A 19232-nucleotide genomic window follows, 5' to 3' on the forward strand; every position below is an offset into this window, starting at 1 on the left:
GAAGCACGCACATTTCACATCCTCCTAGAAAGTGTTACAATAAAAAGGTGAGGAGGCTGGAACGTTGAAAGGGATTAAACTTATGCGCAGTAAACGACTCATTTACGTTTTGACTCTTCTCTTAATTCTAATTGCGATCGTCTATTTCTTTTTCTACAAAAAAGATGTCTGGAACATCGGAAGTATTCGCATGCAGCAGCTCGCACCCTGGCTTGAGTCCCTCGGTCTGTTCGGGAAAACGATTGGCGTTTTTCTTGTTTTTCTGCAAACGCTTTTTCCCTTCGTTCCATTTGTGCTTGTTGCAGGTGCAAACGTGGCGCTTTTCGGGATGAAATGGGGCTTTGTTGTCAACTATGTCATGTCTGTTGTCGCCAGTCTAGTCGGGTTCATTGCCGCCCGGTATTTTGTGCATGCTTGGGTAGAGAAGAAATTAAGCTCCAAACCAACCATTCAGCAGTTTAACCGCAAGTTAGAGACCCAGGGGTTTTTATATATTCTGCTCGGAAGGCTGATTCCCGTAATCCCTTCTTCGGCTATTAATTACGGGGCCGGGGTGACTCGTATTACGCTGCGCCATTTCATTCTAGGCACTGTGATTGGGAAACTGCCGATTATTTATCTGGAGTCATTAATTGCGCATGATTTATTCCATTTTCAAGATTATAAAGGAAGATTGATGATTCTGGTTGCGATTTTTGCACTGCTGATTCTACTGGGCAGCTTGTTCAAAAAACGTCTGGATTCACGCAAGCATACGAAAAAGGTGCCGCCGCGCTCACGCCAATCCGGTTAACTGATTACATAAGGAGGAATTTAAAAGATGAGAGATCCAAGAATTCAAGAACTGGCAGCCAATCTGGTCCAATATTCCGTAAACGTTCAACCTGGCGAGAATATCCTAATTGAAATGTACGGGACTGAAAAAGAGCTTGTCCGCAGTCTGGTCGAAGAGGTTTATGCACGGGGAGGCAAGCCCTACGTTAAGCTTATTGACCGGCGTGTGATGGGAACCATTCTGAAATCAGCCACTGAAGAACAAATAAAGGAATGGGCAGAAGAAGATTTGGCTCAGATGAAAAGAATGGACGGTTACATTGCCGTCAGAGCCGGAGAGAATGTCAATGAGTGGGCGGATGTTCCGGAGCAGCAAATGAAGCTGTATAATTTGCACTATCTGAAACCCGTTCATTTGGAGCAGCGCATCAAGCATACGCGCTGGGTTGTTCTCCGGTATCCGAATGCTTCGATGGCACAGCTTGCCGAAATGAGTACGGATGCATTTGAAGATTTTTACTTCGATGTCTGCAATCTGGATTACGGCAAGATGGATGAGGCTATGGACCCGCTTAAAGCCCTTATGGAGCGTACGGATAAGGTACGTCTGGTGTCTCCCGGAACCGATCTTACTTTCTCGATCAAAGGGATTCCGGCTATTAAATGTTCGGGCCAGAACAATATTCCGGATGGGGAGTGTTTTACAGCTCCGGTTCGCGATTCTGTCAACGGTACAATCACGTTCAACACTCCTTCTGTTCAGTCCGGGGTAACATTTGATCAAATTTCATTCCGCTTTGAGGACGGTAAAATTATTGAAGCGACAAGCAGCGATACGAAGCGGATAAATGAAATTCTGGATATGGACGAAGGCGCGCGGTATGTAGGGGAGTTTAGTCTCGGTTTTAACCCCTATATCAAGTATCCGATGAAGGATACGCTATTTGACGAGAAAATCGACGGCAGCCTGCATTTCACTCCGGGTCAGGCTTATGAGGAGGCGGATAACGGCAACCGCTCCTCGCTTCATTGGGATCTCGTATTGATTCAGCGGCCTGAATACGGCGGCGGCGAAGTATGGTTTGACGATGTATTAATTCGGAAAGACGGCCGTTTCGTTATCGAGGAACTTGATCAGCTTAATCCTGAAAATCTCAAATAACGCTATAACGGGCCTTGATTTTGGAAAAAGTTGTTGCGTGGAGTGGTGCCGCAAGGTATCATGAAAGAGTAAAGGACACGTCTGTGAACCGTATAGGAGGAATGCCTCATGCCAAGTGCCAATAATACTGCAATTGTAGAAATCTCCCAAACTGCGAACCAGTTCCGCTCTTCCATCGTACTTCAGTATGATAACAAGTATATTGATGTTAAGAGTATCCTGGGCCTGTTTACTACGCTGCTCAGCTCGGGCCAGTATGAACTTCATGTTCATGGACCGGATGAAGCTGAAGCGAAGAAAGCCATGGCAGAAGTTTTTGCCAAGCATCAATTAGAAATTGCGATTGTATAAAGATTAATAATAATGAACCGGAAGCGTCCCTGATAGGGGCGCTTTTTCAATAGGATCGCAGGGAGAAGTCACACGGGGCCTCTCTTGTAACTTGGCTTGTTTTCGTCTATATTAGACTTAAGGCGTAGGAATATGTACAGGGGGGAAAAGGTATGTCTTCATCTGATTTGCTGGTGAGCTTGAACCAGAAGGCACTTAATCTTCTTGAAGAAGATGCATATAAAATCGAGAAGCTGATTGAAATTCAAATGGAGAACCTGACAACCCGTCAGTGCCCTTTGTACGAGGAAGTGCTCGATACACAGATGTACGGCTATTCACGTGAGATAGACTTTGCGATTCGTGCAGGGCTGATTCCAGCTAGTGTAGGCAAAGAACTTTTGCATAAGCTGGAGCAGAACTTGGCTAAACTGTATGAAGCTTTAAATAAAAAGTAACCCACTTTTCAGCGGGTTACTTTTTTTGTGCATTAAACGAGGAAGAAAACGACGCCTAGTATGACGTATACAGCAAGAAGAAGAACTCCCTCGTACCAGTTGGAAGAACCATCCTGTGAGATCGATTTGGAGATTAGAACAGCAACCCCAATCGCTACGATCTCGTAAGTGGTGAAGACAATATCCATGGTTTGCCCCATAAAGAAGCTGGCGAATACGAGCACTGGCGCTACGAATAAGGCAATCTGCAAGGAGCTGCCGACAGCAATCTCAACGGCTGCGCCCATCTTGTTCTTCATCGCCATCATGACGGCCGCGCTGTGTTCTGCCGCATTACCGATTATGGCGATCAGGAAGGCGCCGACAAACAATTCGGAAAGACCGAATTTGGCTGTGAACTCATCGAGCGTTCCAACGAGCCATTCACTTGTAAAACCGACCATAACGGTGGCCAGAATGAGAAAGAGAATGGAAGTCTTTTTGGACCATGCGGGCTCGCTGTGCTCGACGACTTGATCCGAGAGTTCCTTTTTATGTGTGACCATGGAGAAGATGAGCCATAAAATGTAGGCGCAAATCAATATGCCGGCAACGACCAAGCTCATTTCGGTTGTTTCTTTGATTGTTAAGCTCTGGGCAAAAACAGCCGGAATGAACAAAGCGATAACGGCAAGGGACATGAGTGAGGCGTTATGTGAAGCGAGCTTGATATTAAAGTTCTGTTCTTTAAACTTCAAACCGCCTGCCAGAGCGCTTATGCCCATTACAAGCAGGAGATTACCGATAATAGCACCGGTTAAGCTTGCCTTCACCACATCGAATAATCCGTCTTTAACGAGAAAAAAGGCAATGATTAGTTCCGCCGCATTACCGAAAGTGGCGTTAAGGAAACCGCCCATGCGATCACCCGCATAGTGAGCGACACTCTCCGTTGCTTTGCCCAGAAAGCCCGCAACGAAGAGGATCGCAATACATGAAATAGTAAATTGGATCGTATTGCCCAGATGCATATAGTGTGCAACTGCACTTAATGCAAATGACACGATCAAACCAATGTTAAATAGATTTTTCTTCAACCTTAATCCCTCCGCCATGTATCTTTGATTACTGCTGTTTCGTACGGTTATGTAAGATAGCCTCTAATAATATACCCACAACTTAACAGATTGTAAAACCTCCTTATTAAAAAGAGTTTATGTTCGCTGGAACCAAATACAACCTTGGTTGCTTTCTCATTTGGCAAGACTTACAATAAGAGTAATGATAGATGAAAGGGTGGTTCGGATGGCTGAAGATATTCAAACGGGTAATATTCGCATTTCAGACGATGTAGTGGCTACAATTGCCGGCCTGGCGGCTGTAGAAACGCCGGGGATCGCAGCGATGTCAGGCGGGATTTCAGAAGGATTTGCCAAGCGCCTCAGCGGTAAAAATGTACAGCGTGGCGTTTCTGTTGAGGTAGGACAAGTAGAAGCAGCGGTTGATTTGCGTGTGATTGTCCTTTATGGCAGCCGAATCCAGGACGTATGCAGAGAGCTTCAACTAAATGTACAAGAAGCCGTGGAGAATATGACGGGACTTCGGATTGTGGAAGTGAATGTCAAGGTTGAAGGTGTCTCCTTCAAGGAAGATGAGATCGCCGCCCTTGACGATCCGCAGCGTGTGAAGTAAATCTCCGGCTCATCGCAGGTACATAACCAAGCAAAGAGGATGCTCTGAGAGCATCCTCTTTGTTGTGTTTGTCCTCTGAATGGCGTCAGCTCGAATGAGGGAGCAGGCAGTATAGAAGGTCCGACCTACCGGTATACACGGGTCGTTTGGGTAACCTTCTCCACTTTCTCTTTCTTCTCAAGCCGATTCTGCTCGCGTGAGAGACTGAGTACAATCCCCATGCCGATCAAAGTGGCCATAATCGAGGAGCCACCGTAAGAAATCAGCGGGAGGGTGACACCGGTCATTGGAATGGCGCCGATGACGCCTCCAATATTGATGATTGCCTGGAACCCGATCATTCCCATGATGCCTACTCCTGTCAGCATGCCGAATGTATCTGGGCAGCGGACGGCAATAATCAGCCCCCGCCAGATAAATACGATATAGATGAGCAGAAAGAGGCAGCTTCCGATTAAACCGAACTCTTCGGCAATAATAGCAAAGATAAAATCGTTATACGGCTCAGGTATATACATCTTCTGGATACTTTGTCCGAACCCTGTTCCCATAATACCACCGTGTCCGAGCGCATATAAAGCGTGCATGATCTGGTAGCCCTCACCGAGCATATCATCTCGGGGATTCAGGAAAGTGTTAATCCTCGCCATTCGAATACTGAAGAATGAAGAAGCACTCTGGGGATCGAATACGAAATAGAGTCCCATGAAGATCGTGATGACAGCTGCACCTAATCCGCCTAGAATGAGGAGGTGCTTGAGCCGGGCGCCTCCAACGAATATGACGGTAAAGGCGGTTAGGATAAAGATCGCGGCTGTACCGACATCGGGCTGGACCACAATTAGAGCACTAACGAAACCGGTAACGATAATAGCGGGCAGCAAGCCGGATTTAAGCTTTTTAATTTTTTCTCCCTTTTTACCGATCAACAAAGCCAGATACATGATAATGCCGATCTTGGCAAATTCGGAAGGCTGCATGCTCAAGGGGCCGATCTTTAACCGGCTTCGTGCACCTTTATCTTCGGGAGCGATCATAAGAACGACAACCAGCAGAATAAGTATGATTATAAAAGCCGGAATCACTAATTTTTTAAGTTTGGTATATCTAATATTCATCGTAAACAGTAAACAAAAGGTACCTATCAGGACGGAAATAATTTGGTTGGAAGTCAATAACCAAGAATTATTCCACCTTGTAGCTGCATATACCGAGCTTGAACTGAATACCATCACAACGCCGAAACAGACCAAAGCAAAGGTCAGGAAAAGAAGCAGAAAATCAGGTGTTCCTCTGCGCGGGGCATTCACTGGATGTCCCCTATTGGGCCAGCAGTTGATGAAGTTGGGTCAGCTTCTGCTTTGCTTTGTTCAGGATATGATCCGGAATCGGAGACTCGTAATCTAATCCGTGAGGGAAGGTCGCTTTGCCTATGTATGCTTCTTCAATATACAGAATGGCATAAGGGGATTCTAACTTACCGGATTCCGCGCGGGTGTTTACACGCAGGAAGTATTCTGCATTGGTTGTTTGGTCTTCGAGTTTCAAATCATAAGTAGCTCGTGTATACTCCCACTGCCAACGAACGAAACCAAGTTTCGTAGTTACATCATCGAGGTGGGCAAGGTCGCTTTTCAGGCCTTTAAAGCCAGTTGTTTCAATAATCACATCAGACGCCTCCAATATCTATACATTCTTTAACCATGATAGTATGTTTCCCAAAGTCTTGCAAGTAAACGCAGCCCTGCCGTGTTGTAATTTTTCATCTGTAATTAGCGGTGAAAGACACCGGGGGATTTGGTACAATGGTAGGAAGAACCAATAATACCTTGGAGCGGGTGATACCTTGATTACACTGGACAACGAGTTGGAGGCAATGTACGAAACAATGGTGTCATGGAGAAGGCACCTGCACCGGCATCCCGAGCTTTCCTATAAAGAAGTAAACACGGCTGCATTCGTAGCCGAGAAACTGAGGGACTGGGGCCTAGATGTGAAGACAAACATGGGCGGCCACGGACTTATTGCAGATCTCCAGGGCCACAAGGACGGTCCCACGGTTGCGCTCCGTGCGGATATGGACGCACTGCCCATTCAGGATGAGAAAACCTGTGAATACGCATCGACCGTCCCGGGCGTCATGCACGCCTGCGGTCACGATGCCCATACCTCGACACTTCTGGCTGCAGCCAAAATACTAAGTGAGCGCCGCGATCTGATTCAAGGCCGCATCCGGTTTATTTTCCAGCACGCTGAAGAGGTAACCCCGGGGGGAGCTGCCTCGATGATTGAGGCGGGTGCGCTGGATGGTGTCGACTTCATATATGGGGTTCACTTGTGGACACCATTGGAACTGGGCGTGGTAGGTTCCACACCGGGGGCCATGATGGCGGCGGCAGACGAATTTGATTTTGCTATCCGCGGCAGAGGCGGCCATGGCGGACTGCCGCATCAGGCGATTGACAGCGTTGTAATCGGCTCTCATGTTGTTGTGAACCTTCAAACGATCGTCAGCCGGACCGTGAGCCCGATTCAGTCTTGTGTGGTTACAATCGGTTCTCTGCACGGCGGCTCGAACTTTAATGTTATTGCCGAATCGTGCGAAATGAAGGGGACTACGAGAACCTTCGATGCCGAGCTGAGAATGGAAGTGAAGAGCAGAGTCGAAGAAATAGTAGAATCGACCTGCCGCATGTACGGGGCTGGGGCCGAGATAGATTACCGGCTCGGATACCCGCCGCTTGTGAACGATGCGGCAGAATTCCAGCGTTTTGTACAAGTAGCATCCGAACTGCTGCCTGCCGAGAACGTGCGGACATTAGAGCCGGTTATGGCGGCTGAAGATTTCGCGTATTACCTGGAGCGGATTCCCGGCTGCTTTATATTCGTAGGGGCAGGCAACCCTGAGATCGGAGCGTCGTATCCGCATCACCATCCGAGATTCGATCTGGATGAGCGGGCTATGCTGACCGCCGGTAAGCTGCTGATTCGGATGGCTCTTAGCACCAAGGAATCACAGCCGGTCGTTTAACTGACGGATCGTTCGCTGCACTTTTTTTCGTTGAACAGTATGGAAGATAGTTATATAAGCCGCGAGAATATTGCGGCATACCGGGATACAGGCGGTATAAGAAACCAAAAGGGCATCCGTTTTTACACGGATTGCCCTTTTTAATTACGCGATGAATTAATCAATCTGTGTCTGACTTCTGCCGATTGATTATTTATTTACCCGCTTTTCGGAACCCCGCCGATTGGGCCTCTTTCTCCGTACAGAACATCTCTTCGGCTTGTGTCTGATCGTAGCTGGCCCCGCCGGGCATATGATAGATCTTTTCATTTTTGGAGTTGATATTTCCTTTAATATCTGGATTTTTGCAGGAGGCAGTACTGGCAGGTTTACTGGGAACCGATTCACCGGAACTGCTGTCAGAGTTTTGTCCCTTTTTCTTTTCGGCCCCCCAGAGTCCTTTATTTTGCTGTCTGGCTTCACGTTCAAGCTTCACAAAGGCATCCGCAAACATAGCGTTCGGCTGAATGGTCATGACGTTGGCGTAGCCTTCTCGAATCAGCAGCTCATTGAACATCACCGTCTGCCCGTCTATAAATACATACCGCAGCAGGCGTCCGTACTTATCCGTATCACCGGCATCGCTGAAGAGATATATCTTCTTACCCGTGAGTTCATCTTTGGTGAAAGCCGAGGCTTCTTTGCCGTATTGTTCTACGGGGCTGTCCGGTTTGACGGTCTCTGGCGTATTTACACCGATAAGACGTACTTTCTCTCCCGATTCCAGTGTAAAAGTATCTCCATCTACAACGCGCTTAACTTGACCGGTCGTCATCTTTTGAGATTTCAATTGCGGATAATGTTTATAAATTTGATCGGTAAAAGAAGAGCCCGATTCATTGCCCGCACTACAGGCGGAGGCGAGTAATGTCGTCATCGAAATCAGCAGCAGCATTATAATTTTCTTCATAAGATCCGTCCTCTTGTTAGCATTTTGGAGTAGAAAGTTCACGTGGTGAGTGCGTGTGTGGAACCTAGTTATTATACAATGCTCCGAAATGGAGCACAAATCGGATAGCCCGATGTCCGTGGCATGTTTATTTCATTGGGCTTCCTTTCATACTATTAAATAGAAGACAGACCAATGAAGGAAGATGTAGGCCATGGACTTGCGTGACTCCGCTCCTCTGATCGTCCAGAATGACTTAACTATATTGCTTGAAACGGATCATGAGAACTTTGAAGCCGTACGGGCTGAGCTTGCATGGATTGCGGAATTGATTAAAAGTCCGAAACATCTTCATACCTATAGAATTACTCCGTTATCTCTATGGAACGCAGCGGCTTCCGGAATAACAAGCGCGCGGATCGTTCATTTTCTTGAAGAAAAATCGAAGTATGGGTTACCGCGCAAGGCGGCGGAAGAAATAATAGAAACCCATAACAGGTATGGGCTGCTCAGGCTTGTATCGGCAAGCGGCTGTTTACTGCTGAAAAGTGAGCGTCCGGAGCTGCTGGCCAAAATAAAGGGACTCCAAGATTTCAGGCGCTTTATCAGCGGCAGTTCCGGACTTTCGGAAGGGGCGGGGGCACAGGATTTTCTTGTTATCCAGCCTGATTTGCGGGGGCTGTTGAAACAAGAACTGACGCGTCTGGGTTATCCGGTAATAGATCAGGCCGGTTATCATTCAGGAGAGGAATTGCCTGTAAGTCTTAGCGGAGTGACTCTCCGCGGCTATCAGGAGCAGGCCGTCGATAGTTTCCGGTCTCCTGCCGGGACCGATAGCGGAAGCGGAGTTCTGGTGCTGCCCTGCGGAGCAGGGAAGACCGTGATCGGTATGGCTGTTATGGCAAGGCTGAGCTGCGCGACGTTGATTTTAACGACCAATATTACTTCTGTCCGTCAATGGATGAAAGAAATCAAAGCCAAGACAGATTTGGATGAATCCAGGATCGGGGAATACAGCGGAGCCCATAAGCAGGTTAGCCCCATTACGATTGCGACTTATCAAATCTTGACCCACCGCCGGGAAAAAGGGGGAGAGCAGGTTCATATGAACCTGTTCAACAGCCGTGATTGGGGACTCATCATTTATGATGAGGTGCACCTTCTTCCTGCTCCGGTCTTCCGGGCGACTGCGGATATTCAAGCTACCCGGAGGCTTGGCCTTACGGCTACGCTGGTCCGGGAGGATGGGCGTGAAGCCGATGTTTTCTCCTTAATCGGGCCCAAATTGTATGACATGCCATGGAAGCGGCTGGAAGAAAGCGGCTGGATTGCCCGGGTTACCTGCAGCGAAGTCGCCGTGGGAATGCCTCGGGAATCCATGCAGCTCTATTATGAAGCGGACAAGCGGAGCCGTTTTCGGATTGCGGGCGAGAATCCAGCAAAAATAGATGTTCTTATAAAGATTCTGCAGCGGCATCAGGGTGAGTTCATACTGATCATCGGGCAATATTTAGAACAGCTGCGCGGCATTGCCAAGCGGCTCAATCTTCCTCTTATTACAGGAGCCATGCCCCAGACAGACAGGGAACGGCTGTACCAGGATTTCCGGACAGGGCAAGTGAAGGTGCTGGCGGTTTCTAAAGTTGCCAACTTTGCCGTTGATCTTCCGGATGCTTCGGTTGCCGTTCAAGTTTCGGGAAGCTACGGGTCCAGGCAGGAGGAGGCCCAGCGTCTGGGACGGATTCTGCGGCCGAAGCGGGAAGAGAATCGCGCTTTTTTTTATACCTTGGTGAGTAAAGGGACAACCGAGCAGGAATATGCGCTGAAACGGAGAGTGTTTTTGTTGGAGCAGGGCTACGAGTACCGGATGGAGGAGGGAGACGATGAATTATAGACAGATGTTCGCTAAAATGCCGCAATCTGCACGTGATCGTATATTTGCGCAGACTTGGGTGAGAGAAGCGGCTGAGAAAGGGCTAATGCCTGAGGATGCTTTTGCCGATGACACCTCCCTGAGAGTGCTGCGCAGTGGTTTAAACGAGGAAGAAGACAGCCTTCTGCGCTTGATCCTGGTCCGCTTCGGCAGCCGGGCCTTCACGCCCGGAGAGCTGGAGGAAGCAGCCGGGCAGTGGGCGCTTGCTTTTATGAGAAGCGCGTTAGGAAGTTTGCGCGCCTGTGGAGTTATAGCGGCTTTCCGCAAATCATGGGGGGATCTGTTATATTTCCTTCCTCATGACGGGATGAGAGCTTGGCAGCGGATATATTTTCCGATAAGTAAATGGAGTGAAGAAATTACCGGAGTAGAAGCGTCACAAAGCAGCAGCGAACAGAAAGAACAACAAACAGCAGAAGCGGTGCTGCGAATTAAGGAATTGTCAGATGCCGGAGATAAGCCCAGACAGGGACTTGATCTCGATCTGTTTGCCGCCCTAAGCTATGTCGATTTGCACGAATTGACGCTTACGCAGCGTGGAGCTATTCACAAGCGGCATGTGCAGAAACTGGCTGACCGGCTTACGTTTGCAGAAACAGATTTAGCGGGCTGTAAATTACAGTATCCTTTCGGGGATACGTACAGTCCGGCGGTAGCCGTGGCTCTTGATTTTCTGCTTAAACTCGGACTTGCTGCCCGCAGTGCAGACCGGATAGAGTGTGATGAAGAGAAGCTGCGTGAGTGGCTGCATAAGGAGCGTCCGGAACGGATTGGAATCCTCTACAAGCTCTGGAGAGAGCATAGAATTCCAGATACCAGTCCATTGCAGCATCTTGTTCTTCTGATGGAAAGGGTGCCTGCCGGAAACAAACAGAGTTTATCGGTCCTGGTAGATCTGCTTAGAATGTGGGGAGTTGTCGGGAGCGCGAAGGAAGCGGACCAGTTGATACCGGAGGCAATCGAAACTTGGCTGCAGCCTATGCGCGCGTTCGGATGGCTGGAGTGGCACCCGGTCCAGGGGGGCTGGGACAGCGAGTTTGAATGGCTCATTCCGATTGATTATGCGGCTAGGCCGGGTACGGATGCGGCCGTTTCTCTACTTCTGCAGAGCCAAGCGACTCTCTCTAATGAAAGAGACGAAGCCTCTTCCCGGCTGGAAGAAGGCTTATTCCGTGGATTAGATTCAGCGGATAGATCACCGGGTTACGAAGTGGCGGAGCAGGCAGGGAATGATTCAGCACGCTGCCTGTTCGTACAGCCTGATTTTGAAATTATGGTCCCGCCTGAATGTCCGCTTTACGTCCGCTGGGAAGTCGCCCGGACTGCGGAGTGGCTGAGATCGGATCAAGTGGCCGTTTACCGCTTGACGAAAGAATCGGTTCAGCGGGCTGCTGACATGGGAATATCGGCTCAGCATACGGCCGCGCTGTTGGATCGATATTCCCGTCATGGATTGCCGGATCCGGTGCGGGTTACTCTGCTTGCCTGGGGCGAGCAGTACGGCCGTGTGTATCTGGCCGATATTACGGTGCTGCGCTGTGCAGACCCGGCTGTAGCCCGCCAGATAGAGAGGCATCCGAAGCTTCAATCTTATGTAGCGGAGAAGCTCGGTGAAGATACTTTTATTGTCCGGGACCACGAACAACGGGAACTTCTCCATATTCTCGAACATGCGGGATTTTCCCCCCGGAAACAAATTTTGAACGATCAGGCTCGCCGGAAGCCGAAGAAAGCTGTAACAGCAGCACCGCATAGAGGGGAAGATACGGGAGAGAATCATCCCAAAGGACTTATCTACGATAATGATCCGGTTCAATATCTGGATTTGGACGTCCGCATTCCCGCGTATAAGGAATTGATTGAAGGTCTCTGGGGCGTTCCCGCCGTATGGTACACAGAGTATCGCCGGTATCACCCTTCTACCTGCTTGAATATAATCCGTCAGGCAATAGAATGGGGCGCGGTTATTTGTATGAAGAGTGAGGAAGAGAGCGGCCGGAGTTCTGTGAGGACCCTAGTGCCCAAAAAAATTCTGCATCAGGGCAATCGTGTATTTGTAGAGGGATATGAGTGCAGCCGCAGAGCGGTGCTTGGTCTGGAGGAATTTGGAAGTATTTGTGTCCGCCTGCCCGGATTCAAAGAAGTGCACAATTAGAAGGTTAGCTGTCTTTGGTTTAACAGCGGGATAAGGAAAAGGTATCGTAAAGGATCTCAAAAAATGGGGAAACTCCAGTGGAACTATGATATGATAATAAGGTAGAACAGGAAACACAAAAGGAAGTGATAGAGAGTGAGTATGGCGGAAGCCAAGACGCTTGATATGTCTTCCATTCTAATGGAAGCGTATGATGTTGCCGATTCCATCAACCGTTCCGTCGAAGTGGCGGATTACTTATATTGGAAGCATGCGATGGAGAATGATCTGCAAGCTCAGTCAGTTGTCAGGGAATTCAACAAAGCGAAGGAATTATTCGAAGAATGCGAACGTTTCGGTCATTTTCATCCCGATTATCATGCCTCTCTGGATAGAGTGCAGGCTGTGCAGGTGAAATTTGATAATGTACAGAGCATTCGCGAATATAAGGAAGCGGAAGAGCGGTTAGATGAACTGCTGTATACGGTGTCAAAAATGATCGCAGGTGCTGTGTCGGATACGATCAAAGTTCCGGGCGGACTTGATACCGGCGGAGGGGGTTGTTCCGGAGGTTCTTGCTCCGGGGGCTGCTCAAGCTGCGGCTGACTTCATCCGTGTCTTTGGCAAGCGCGGGATAATCTGAGACCTGCGCATGATGCCGGAAGCAGACCAGTCCAGGTATCTTCCACGCAAGTGCAAAGGGCAGCATGACCTTCCGCTTCTTGCCGGAAGGCATAATTAACCAAAAAGCCGTGTTCCCGGAATTTGATTCCGGGAACACGGCTGCATTTCAAGAGAGGCGGAAGTCAGGTCTGATTACGCCGACTTCAGTTCCGCGCCAGTTCGTTACCTTTGGTTCACGAAATGCCGCAAGGGCTTTCAATTCGGACGGGCTCAGGAGTCCGAGCTGATTGAGCGCTTCCAGCACCGCACAGTAGAGCGCACGCTGGGCTCCGTCCTCGATTTTGAGGACGAGACCCAGGCCTTGCTCCGGTACGGTCAGCGCGAACAAACCCTCGGCGCCCATCTTACCGATGATGCGCCCGCCTGTCGCTTCGATCAGCTGTGTATCGAAGCGGTCATCACCCGCGAGGTAAGCGGGTTCGCGCCGGATCGCGCCAATGATGCGTCCGCAGGCTTCTGTGCGTGCCGGGGACAAGCCGCGCGGCTTGCCGAGCCTGGCATAGGCCAGTGCCAAGCGGTCAATGGCGAGCCCGAACACGGGAACGCCACAGCCGTCGGTGCCAAGCGGGATGTCTCCGGGCGTGAGGCCGGCCATGTCGGCAACCGCAAGCAGCATCTCCCGCTGAACGGGGTGATCCGGCGACATGTAGTCGTCGGCGGATTCGCCAAGCTTGGCGGCAAGCGTGAGCATGCCCGCATGCTTGCCGGAGCAGTTGTTATGCAGCGGCGTCGGTGCTTCCCCTTCTTCTTTCATCCGCTTCGCGGTTGGTCTGTGGAAGGGGAAATGTGCGCCGCACTGGAGATCCCCGGGATCTGCGCCGGCTTTGGCGAGTAAGGAGCGCGCCGTTTGTACGTGCGCCGGCTCGCCGTTATGGGATGCGCAGATCAGGGCGATTTCTTGATCCGACAACCCGAAGTCGGATGCCGCACCGGATTCCAGCACCGGCAGCGCTTGAATCAGCTTAGCCGTCGATCGTGCAAACGTAACCGCTTGCGGATCGCCCAGGCTATGGAGCAGGCGGCCTTCGTTATTAACGACGGCGATGTGCCCGCGGTGAATGCTTTCGGTAATGGGCCCGCGGTCGACCCGCGCGATAACAGCTGAAGAAGCAGAAGCTGACTGAACCATAAAATCATCTCCAACCTAGATTATTAACCAATGTATGAATTTTTAGCTAAAGGGGTCAACCGCCATGATAACGGATCGAACCGGATTAATCATATGGGTGACTGACCTGAAGGCGGCCAAAAATTTGGAACGTTTCGGATCGGTCCACTACATGTCCAAAAAAATGCAGTACGTGGTTCTTTATATTAATGCAAGCCGCTACGATGAGACAATCCGCCAACTGCAGAAGCTGGCTTATGTTCGCAAAGTGGAGCGTTCATACCGGGCCGAGATCAAAACCGAGTATGACAGCAATGGACCAGACAAATCAAAATTTTACACACTGTAGGGCAAAAGCGCAAATGTTACGATGTTTGCGCTTCTTGTTGTGCCCTCGTGTGTTTTCTGAGGCTTGTTGGTGAAGCCGGACTCCTGTTCATCCGCAGCACACCATTTAAAAGTTTGATTTTTTAGTTTATTTAGAATTTTCTACATTTGTGTGACATTTTTTCGGGATCACTGCCATATGAATAAGTTAAGTGACAATTTTTATTTGGAAATATTTAATAGATCGGTTACAATAGATGGCGTAGGTATAAAGACCTAACAGCGTGTGGAGAGGAGTTGTGATTCATGAGGGACAAAATAATGGACCGCTGGAGCACGTACGAACCTTTTTATGTTATCCTGAATGACAAAAAAATTGCGGACATTGTCATCACGAATCATGCTCGGCTCCGTTGGGCAGACCGGATTGAAAGCGAGAAAACGGGATTTGAAGACATCTGCGATTATTTATGGGAGAAGCTGAAGGACGGCCAAATTGCTTCTTATTATAAAAATGAACAGGATGTTTATCTGGTTGAGGATGACCTCGTGATGGTAGCTGAATTCTCTGTCATCGAGAATGAAACGGATATTGCAGGCAATCCTTTGCACAAAATGATTATCGTGACCTTCCTGGGGCGGATGTCGGAGACCATTGAACTTCGGGATCTTAAATCGTACTATTCATGGCTGCGTCATTCCCGCCGTATGACATTAATTAAGAACAGCCGCAAGCGCAGATAACCGGAAGCCGCTCCTTAGCTCCATTGTCTTGCGGAGAGCATGCTTGCTATTGCAGGCATGCTCTTTTTCGTACACGAAGTTCTGGTATAATAGGGGCAAAGAAAGGCGGCGATGATATGGCTCTGAATTTTCATCAGCTACATATTTTTTATACCGTTGCCGAAAAGGGGAGCTTCTCGCATGCCGCACAGGCGCTGCATATGACGCAGCCCGCCGTAACGATGCAGGTTCAATCCCTTGAGGATCACTTTGGGATTAAACTCTTTCATCGTTCCACCAAAAAAATCGAGCTGACCGAAGCCGGTAAAGCGCTTATTCCTTATGCGCGCAAGTGTGTGGAATTGATTCGCCAAACTGAAGGTGCTATGACGGGTTATAGCGCTATGGCGGAAGGACGACTGCAGCTTGGTGCTTCACTGACGATGGGAGAGTATATTCTTCCGCGTCTTCTGGGACCTTTCAGCAAAGAATATCCCCATATATCGGTATCCATGAAAGTGATGAACACTACCCAAATCTTGGATGAAGTATTCGCTCATCAGTTGACCTTCGGTCTGGTGGAGGCGCCTATTCAGCATCCCGATGTCCACACGGAGGCTATTTTGAGTGACGAACTCAAGCTCATCGTGCCTGCAGATCATCCTCTTGCCGAACTTGAGGTAATTCAAATGGAAGATGTATTCCGCTTTCCTTTTGTGCTGCGTGAGGAAGGATCGGGAACGAGAAGGGTAATGGAAGAAGAATTGGAACGCAGAGGCATACGCTCTCCTTTGAATATAGTAATGGAGTTAGGGAGCACAGGAGCGATAAAATCCGCGGTAGAAGCCGGTCTGGGTATCTCCATCTTGTCCCAAACCTCGGTTAAGCACGAAGTGAGTCTGGGGATTTTGAAGTTAAAGGAAATCGAAGGAATTTCTTTCAGGCGAAGCTTTCATGCGATTTATTTAAATTCCACTTTGCTGCCTTTGTCGGCCGTCAGCTTCCTTAATTTTATGAGGCGGGATGATCTGGACAAATGGCTGTGAACAGGTACGAAATGACTAGAAGATTGACTTGAGGGAGGAACCAGAGGAATGGAACAATGGGCCGATTTGCACACACACACGACGGCATCAGACGGGACTTTGCCCCCGGAAGAGAACGTGAGAATTGCCAAGGAGGCAGGCTTGTCTGCCGTTGGAATTACGGATCATGATACCGTGGCGGGTATTCCGGCAGCTGTTAAAGAGGGGGAGCGTATCGGTATTGAGGTCGTTCCCGGCATAGAGATTAGTACAGTAGCAGGGGGACAGGACATCCACGTGCTGGGTTATTATATGGATATCCAAGATCCTCTGTTTCTAAGCCGTCTGGAGGAGCTGCGCGGCACGCGGAATAAGCGGAATGAAATGATGCTTGAACGACTGCGGGAGATGGGGATATCCGTGACGATGGCAGAAGTGCTGGAGCATCTTGAGTCGGACAAGCAGCTGGAGGATACGATTGGAAGACCTCATATTGCGAATGTTCTTCTTGCAAAAGGGTACGTAAGCACGATGGGGGAAGCGTTTGAGAGGTATCTAGGCAAGCAGGGAGCCGCTTATGTGAATCCACCGCGTATTTATCCGACCCAGGCCATCGACTGGATCCGGGAAGCGGGCGGTGTTGCTGTTCTGGCCCATCCGGGTATTTACGGGGATGATGATATTGTTGCGGAACTTATCCGGTACGGGCTGGATGGGATTGAGACCCGGCATGCGGATCATACGCCTGAACAAGTCGCCCATTACGAAACGATTGCACGTGAACATGGTCTGATCGAAACAGCAGGCTCCGATTTTCACGGAGTGAGGGCGGGTAAAGTGTTCCACGCGCCGCTTGGATCGCGGCGTACCGGACTAGATACTGTCCGGATGCTCCAGAAGCGGAGGGACAGCCGGTGAAAGTACGCAAAGCAATTATTCCGGCGGCAGGTCTGGGTACGCGATTCTTACCGGCGACCAAAGCGCAGCCTAAGGAAATGCTCCCGATTGTGGATAAGCCTGCGATCCAATATATCGTAGAAGAAGCGATCGAATCCGGAATTGAGGACATTCTTATCGTTACGGGACGCAATAAGCGCGCGATCGAAGACCATTTCGATAAATCCGTTGAACTTGAGTTAATGCTGGAAGAGAAGGGAAGCGATGAACTTCTGGCACTTGTCCGCTCTGTGTCGAGTCTCGCCGATGTTCATTACATAAGGCAGAAACAGCCGCTAGGTCTTGGTCATGCCGTCTATTGTGCACGTAAATTCATCGGCAATGAACCCTTCGCCGTCATGCTGGGTGACGACATTCTCCAATCGGAGAAACCGGCCCTTCGCCAGATGATGGATGTGTTCGAGGAAACGCAAACTTCCGTTATCGGGGTCAGGGAAGTACCTTGGGAGGATGTAAGTAAATATGGCATCGTGGCTCCATCCGACGAAATTACAAGGTACAAAACGATTGCAGATCTCATGGAAAAACCGTCCCAAGAAGATGCTCCTTCCAATTTGGCGGTTATCGGACGTTACATCATTACGCCGGAAATCTTTGGAATTCTGGAAAATTGCGAACCGGGCAGAGGCGGCGAAATTCAGCTCACGGACGCGCTGCGTATTCTAAACCGGCGCAGCCCTATGGTCGCCTACCCCATTCAGGGCAAAAGATATGATGTAGGCGACAAGTTTGGTTACATTCAAGCTACAATTGAAATGGCTTTGGGCCGCGAAGAGCTGAAAGAAGAGCTGGAAGTTTATTTGAAGGCTTTAGTCCAAGAGCGGTTTGGCTCATAAGAGAGCGATCATTTATACCGGCGACTGCTATAAATCAGGCAATAACTCGTTGTACAACCTTTGTTAATGGTTTATAATGAGGTCATGTTTATGGCAAGTCGGGGGTACGCATAATGAATCGACTTTATACGATTAAAGAGGTTTCCATGCGTTCGGGTCTTTCCACCCAGCTCATCAGGAAATGGGAAGAACGCTATGAAGCGGTGAAGCCGGCACGGTTTCCTAACGGCTACAGGGGATATACGAAGAAGGATGTTGAGACGCTGATCTGGCTGAAAAGCAAGGCGGAACAGGGAACGCCGATTGGTCTAGCTGTTCAGGAGCAACAACAGCTGCTGGAAAGCTCAGCTTCCGCTGAGATCATGCTGGCAGAACAGTCTGAACCGGAGTCGGTGCTGGAGCGCAGCGAGCTCAAAGAATACCAGCAGAGACTTGTCTCTTTGTTCCTCCAACTCGATCATTCCGGGGCGCAGCGTTTTTTTGACCAGCTTATAGCGCTGCATCAGATGGACTTTGTACTACTGAAAGTACTCCAGCCCGCGCTTGTTGAAATCGGTACGCTGTGGGAGCAGGGCGAAATTTCGGAGTATCAGGAGCACTTCGGCAGTCATTTTATACGGGAAAGGCTGCTTGCGTTAAAGAACTTATTCTCTATTCCTCCCGGCAGTCCGAAGCTGATCACGGCCTGCTCGCCGCTCGAACGGCATGAACTCGGAATTTTATTTCTTGGATATTTTGCGCTGCAGAATGGTTTTGAAACCATCTATCTGGGGGCCTCTCCTTCAGAGAAAGGTATTTTTGATTGCCTGCAGCAGCAGCAGCCGGCTGCCTTCGCTTTCGGCACCACAATGAAGCCTAAGCTTCAAGAGTCGGTTCCCTTCTATATGAAATTGGACCGGACTATCGTAGAACGGGGACTGGATACTAAAGTTTTTATCGGCGGAAGTGTGATTGAAGAAGATGCAATTCTGCCTGGTACGAAGCATATCTATCTGCTCTCTGGTGACGCAAGGGAAGCCATGAATAAATTAAAAAAGCTGACAGCGAATTAGGGACTGACCCCTGTTTGTGAGACAGGGATCAAAACACCTTTCAAGTTATGCAGCCAGTCGTCGGAATTCAAGCGGCGACTGGTTATTTAGTTTCGTTTG

General features: G+C 49.4%; 20 protein-coding genes. 15 read left to right on the forward strand and 5 right to left on the reverse strand.

What is annotated here, in order from left to right; all coding sequences use genetic code 11:
- The first annotated feature begins 64 nt into the window (after positions 1-64).
- From AR333_RS06880 to AR333_RS06895, 4 genes are all read left to right on the forward strand, one after another.
- Positions 65-793 carry a TVP38/TMEM64 family protein gene (locus tag AR333_RS06880; protein WP_068774531.1) on the forward strand — a complete coding sequence of 243 codons (729 nt, stop codon included), beginning with the start codon at positions 65-67 and terminating at the stop codon, positions 791-793.
- 27 nt (positions 794-820) lie between these two features.
- Complete coding sequence (locus tag AR333_RS06885; RefSeq protein WP_068774532.1) at positions 821-1936, forward strand: aminopeptidase; 1116 nt, start codon at positions 821-823, stop codon at positions 1934-1936.
- A gap of 108 nt (positions 1937-2044) precedes the next feature.
- Complete coding sequence (locus tag AR333_RS06890; protein WP_068774533.1) at positions 2045-2287, forward strand: HPr family phosphocarrier protein; 243 nt, start codon at positions 2045-2047, stop codon at positions 2285-2287.
- Positions 2288-2439: 152 nt separating this feature from the next.
- Positions 2440-2724 carry a YlaN family protein gene (locus tag AR333_RS06895; protein ID WP_068774534.1) on the forward strand — a complete coding sequence of 95 codons (285 nt, stop codon included), beginning with the start codon at positions 2440-2442 and terminating at the stop codon, positions 2722-2724.
- A 32-nt stretch (positions 2725-2756) separates the two neighbouring features.
- On the opposite strand, the gene cax is transcribed toward AR333_RS06895, so the two are convergent.
- Positions 2757-3800 carry a calcium/proton exchanger gene (gene cax, locus AR333_RS06900; RefSeq protein WP_068774535.1) on the reverse strand — a complete coding sequence of 348 codons (1044 nt, stop codon included), beginning with the start codon at positions 3798-3800 and terminating at the stop codon, positions 2757-2759.
- A 208-nt stretch (positions 3801-4008) separates the two neighbouring features.
- On the opposite strand from cax, the gene AR333_RS06905 reads away from it, so the two are divergent.
- Positions 4009-4395: an Asp23/Gls24 family envelope stress response protein gene (locus tag AR333_RS06905; RefSeq protein WP_068774536.1), complete on the forward strand. Its 387-nt coding sequence runs from the start codon at positions 4009-4011 to the stop codon at positions 4393-4395.
- 125 nt (positions 4396-4520) lie between these two features.
- Here AR333_RS06905 and ftsW read toward each other — a convergent pair whose 3' ends face one another.
- Positions 4521-5705: a putative lipid II flippase FtsW gene (gene ftsW / locus AR333_RS06910; RefSeq protein WP_068774537.1), complete on the reverse strand. Its 1185-nt coding sequence runs from the start codon at positions 5703-5705 to the stop codon at positions 4521-4523.
- A gap of 10 nt (positions 5706-5715) precedes the next feature.
- On the reverse strand, positions 5716-6063 hold the full coding sequence (locus AR333_RS06915) for a YugN family protein (protein WP_068774538.1): 348 nt from the start codon (positions 6061-6063) through the stop codon (positions 5716-5718).
- A 208-nt stretch (positions 6064-6271) separates the two neighbouring features.
- On the opposite strand from AR333_RS06915, the gene AR333_RS06920 reads away from it, so the two are divergent.
- Positions 6272-7426: a M20 family metallopeptidase gene (locus tag AR333_RS06920; protein WP_084783578.1), complete on the forward strand. Its 1155-nt coding sequence runs from the start codon at positions 6272-6274 to the stop codon at positions 7424-7426.
- 193 nt (positions 7427-7619) lie between these two features.
- Here the strand turns inward: AR333_RS06920 and AR333_RS06925 are convergent, their stop codons facing one another.
- Positions 7620-8375 (reverse strand): thermonuclease family protein, encoded by a 756-nt coding sequence (locus tag AR333_RS06925; RefSeq protein WP_068774540.1) that lies wholly within the window; start codon positions 8373-8375, stop codon positions 7620-7622.
- Positions 8376-8568: 193 nt separating this feature from the next.
- On the opposite strand from AR333_RS06925, the gene AR333_RS06930 reads away from it, so the two are divergent.
- The 3 genes from AR333_RS06930 to AR333_RS06940 all read left to right on the forward strand — a co-directional run bounded on the left by AR333_RS06930 (position 8569) and on the right by AR333_RS06940 (position 13027).
- Complete coding sequence (locus AR333_RS06930; RefSeq protein WP_068774541.1) at positions 8569-10248, forward strand: DNA repair helicase XPB; 1680 nt, start codon at positions 8569-8571, stop codon at positions 10246-10248.
- Complete coding sequence (locus AR333_RS06935) at positions 10238-12442, forward strand: helicase-associated domain-containing protein (RefSeq protein WP_068774542.1); 2205 nt, start codon at positions 10238-10240, stop codon at positions 12440-12442. The genes AR333_RS06930 and AR333_RS06935 overlap by 11 nt, the downstream gene beginning before the upstream one ends.
- Before the next feature lie 135 nt (positions 12443-12577).
- Positions 12578-13027, forward strand: a complete 450-nt coding sequence (locus AR333_RS06940; RefSeq protein WP_068774543.1) for a YlbF family regulator — start codon at positions 12578-12580, stop codon at positions 13025-13027.
- Positions 13028-13211: 184 nt separating this feature from the next.
- Here AR333_RS06940 and AR333_RS06945 read toward each other — a convergent pair whose 3' ends face one another.
- Positions 13212-14234 carry an asparaginase gene (locus AR333_RS06945; RefSeq protein WP_068774544.1) on the reverse strand — a complete coding sequence of 341 codons (1023 nt, stop codon included), beginning with the start codon at positions 14232-14234 and terminating at the stop codon, positions 13212-13214.
- Between the two features lie 64 nt (positions 14235-14298).
- Here AR333_RS06945 and AR333_RS06950 point away from each other — a divergent pair, with 64 nt between their 5' ends.
- The 6 genes from AR333_RS06950 to AR333_RS06975 all read left to right on the forward strand — a co-directional run bounded on the left by AR333_RS06950 (position 14299) and on the right by AR333_RS06975 (position 19133).
- A complete protein-coding gene (locus AR333_RS06950; RefSeq protein ID WP_068774545.1) occupies positions 14299-14562 on the forward strand; it encodes a YlbG family protein in 264 nt (87 codons plus the stop codon).
- A gap of 284 nt (positions 14563-14846) precedes the next feature.
- Entirely contained in the window at positions 14847-15284 is a 438-nt protein-coding gene (locus AR333_RS06955) for a hypothetical protein (RefSeq protein ID WP_068774546.1), read from the forward strand.
- Positions 15285-15400: 116 nt separating this feature from the next.
- Complete coding sequence (locus AR333_RS06960) at positions 15401-16309, forward strand: selenium metabolism-associated LysR family transcriptional regulator (protein WP_068774547.1); 909 nt, start codon at positions 15401-15403, stop codon at positions 16307-16309.
- A 48-nt stretch (positions 16310-16357) separates the two neighbouring features.
- Positions 16358-17206 carry a PHP domain-containing protein gene (locus AR333_RS06965; RefSeq protein ID WP_068774548.1) on the forward strand — a complete coding sequence of 283 codons (849 nt, stop codon included), beginning with the start codon at positions 16358-16360 and terminating at the stop codon, positions 17204-17206.
- Positions 17203-18081, forward strand: a complete 879-nt coding sequence (gene galU, locus AR333_RS06970) for a UTP--glucose-1-phosphate uridylyltransferase GalU (RefSeq protein ID WP_068774549.1) — start codon at positions 17203-17205, stop codon at positions 18079-18081. The genes AR333_RS06965 and galU overlap by 4 nt, the downstream gene beginning before the upstream one ends.
- A gap of 113 nt (positions 18082-18194) precedes the next feature.
- Positions 18195-19133, forward strand: a complete 939-nt coding sequence (locus AR333_RS06975; RefSeq protein ID WP_068774550.1) for a B12-binding domain-containing protein — start codon at positions 18195-18197, stop codon at positions 19131-19133.
- Positions 19134-19232 lie beyond the last annotated feature (99 nt).

It is taken from the genome of Paenibacillus sp. FJAT-26967 (assembly GCF_001541095.1).
Taxonomy (GTDB): domain Bacteria; phylum Bacillota; class Bacilli; order Paenibacillales; family NBRC-103111; genus Paenibacillus_F.

Bases quoted from the DNA above. Each gene is read 5' to 3' on its own strand.
- AR333_RS06885 (WP_068774532.1), top strand. From the start codon at position 821: ATGAGAGATCCAAGAATTCAAGAACTGGCAGCCAATCTGGTCCAATAT.
- AR333_RS06890 (WP_068774533.1), top strand. From the start codon at position 2,045: ATGCCAAGTGCCAATAATACTGCAATTGTAGAAATCTCCCAAACTGCG.
- AR333_RS06895 (WP_068774534.1), top strand. From the start codon at position 2,440: ATGTCTTCATCTGATTTGCTGGTGAGCTTGAACCAGAAGGCACTTAAT.
- AR333_RS06905 (WP_068774536.1), top strand. From the start codon at position 4,009: ATGGCTGAAGATATTCAAACGGGTAATATTCGCATTTCAGACGATGTA.
- AR333_RS06920 (WP_084783578.1), top strand. From the start codon at position 6,272: ATGTACGAAACAATGGTGTCATGGAGAAGGCACCTGCACCGGCATCCC.
- AR333_RS06925 (WP_068774540.1), bottom strand. From the start codon at position 8,375: ATGAAGAAAATTATAATGCTGCTGCTGATTTCGATGACGACATTACTC.
- AR333_RS06930 (WP_068774541.1), top strand. From the start codon at position 8,569: ATGGACTTGCGTGACTCCGCTCCTCTGATCGTCCAGAATGACTTAACT.
- AR333_RS06935 (WP_068774542.1), top strand. From the start codon at position 10,238: ATGAATTATAGACAGATGTTCGCTAAAATGCCGCAATCTGCACGTGAT.
- AR333_RS06945 (WP_068774544.1), bottom strand. From the start codon at position 14,234: ATGGTTCAGTCAGCTTCTGCTTCTTCAGCTGTTATCGCGCGGGTCGAC.
- AR333_RS06950 (WP_068774545.1), top strand. From the start codon at position 14,299: ATGATAACGGATCGAACCGGATTAATCATATGGGTGACTGACCTGAAG.
- AR333_RS06955 (WP_068774546.1), top strand. From the start codon at position 14,847: ATGAGGGACAAAATAATGGACCGCTGGAGCACGTACGAACCTTTTTAT.
- AR333_RS06960 (WP_068774547.1), top strand. From the start codon at position 15,401: ATGGCTCTGAATTTTCATCAGCTACATATTTTTTATACCGTTGCCGAA.
- AR333_RS06965 (WP_068774548.1), top strand. From the start codon at position 16,358: ATGGAACAATGGGCCGATTTGCACACACACACGACGGCATCAGACGGG.
- AR333_RS06975 (WP_068774550.1), top strand. From the start codon at position 18,195: ATGAATCGACTTTATACGATTAAAGAGGTTTCCATGCGTTCGGGTCTT.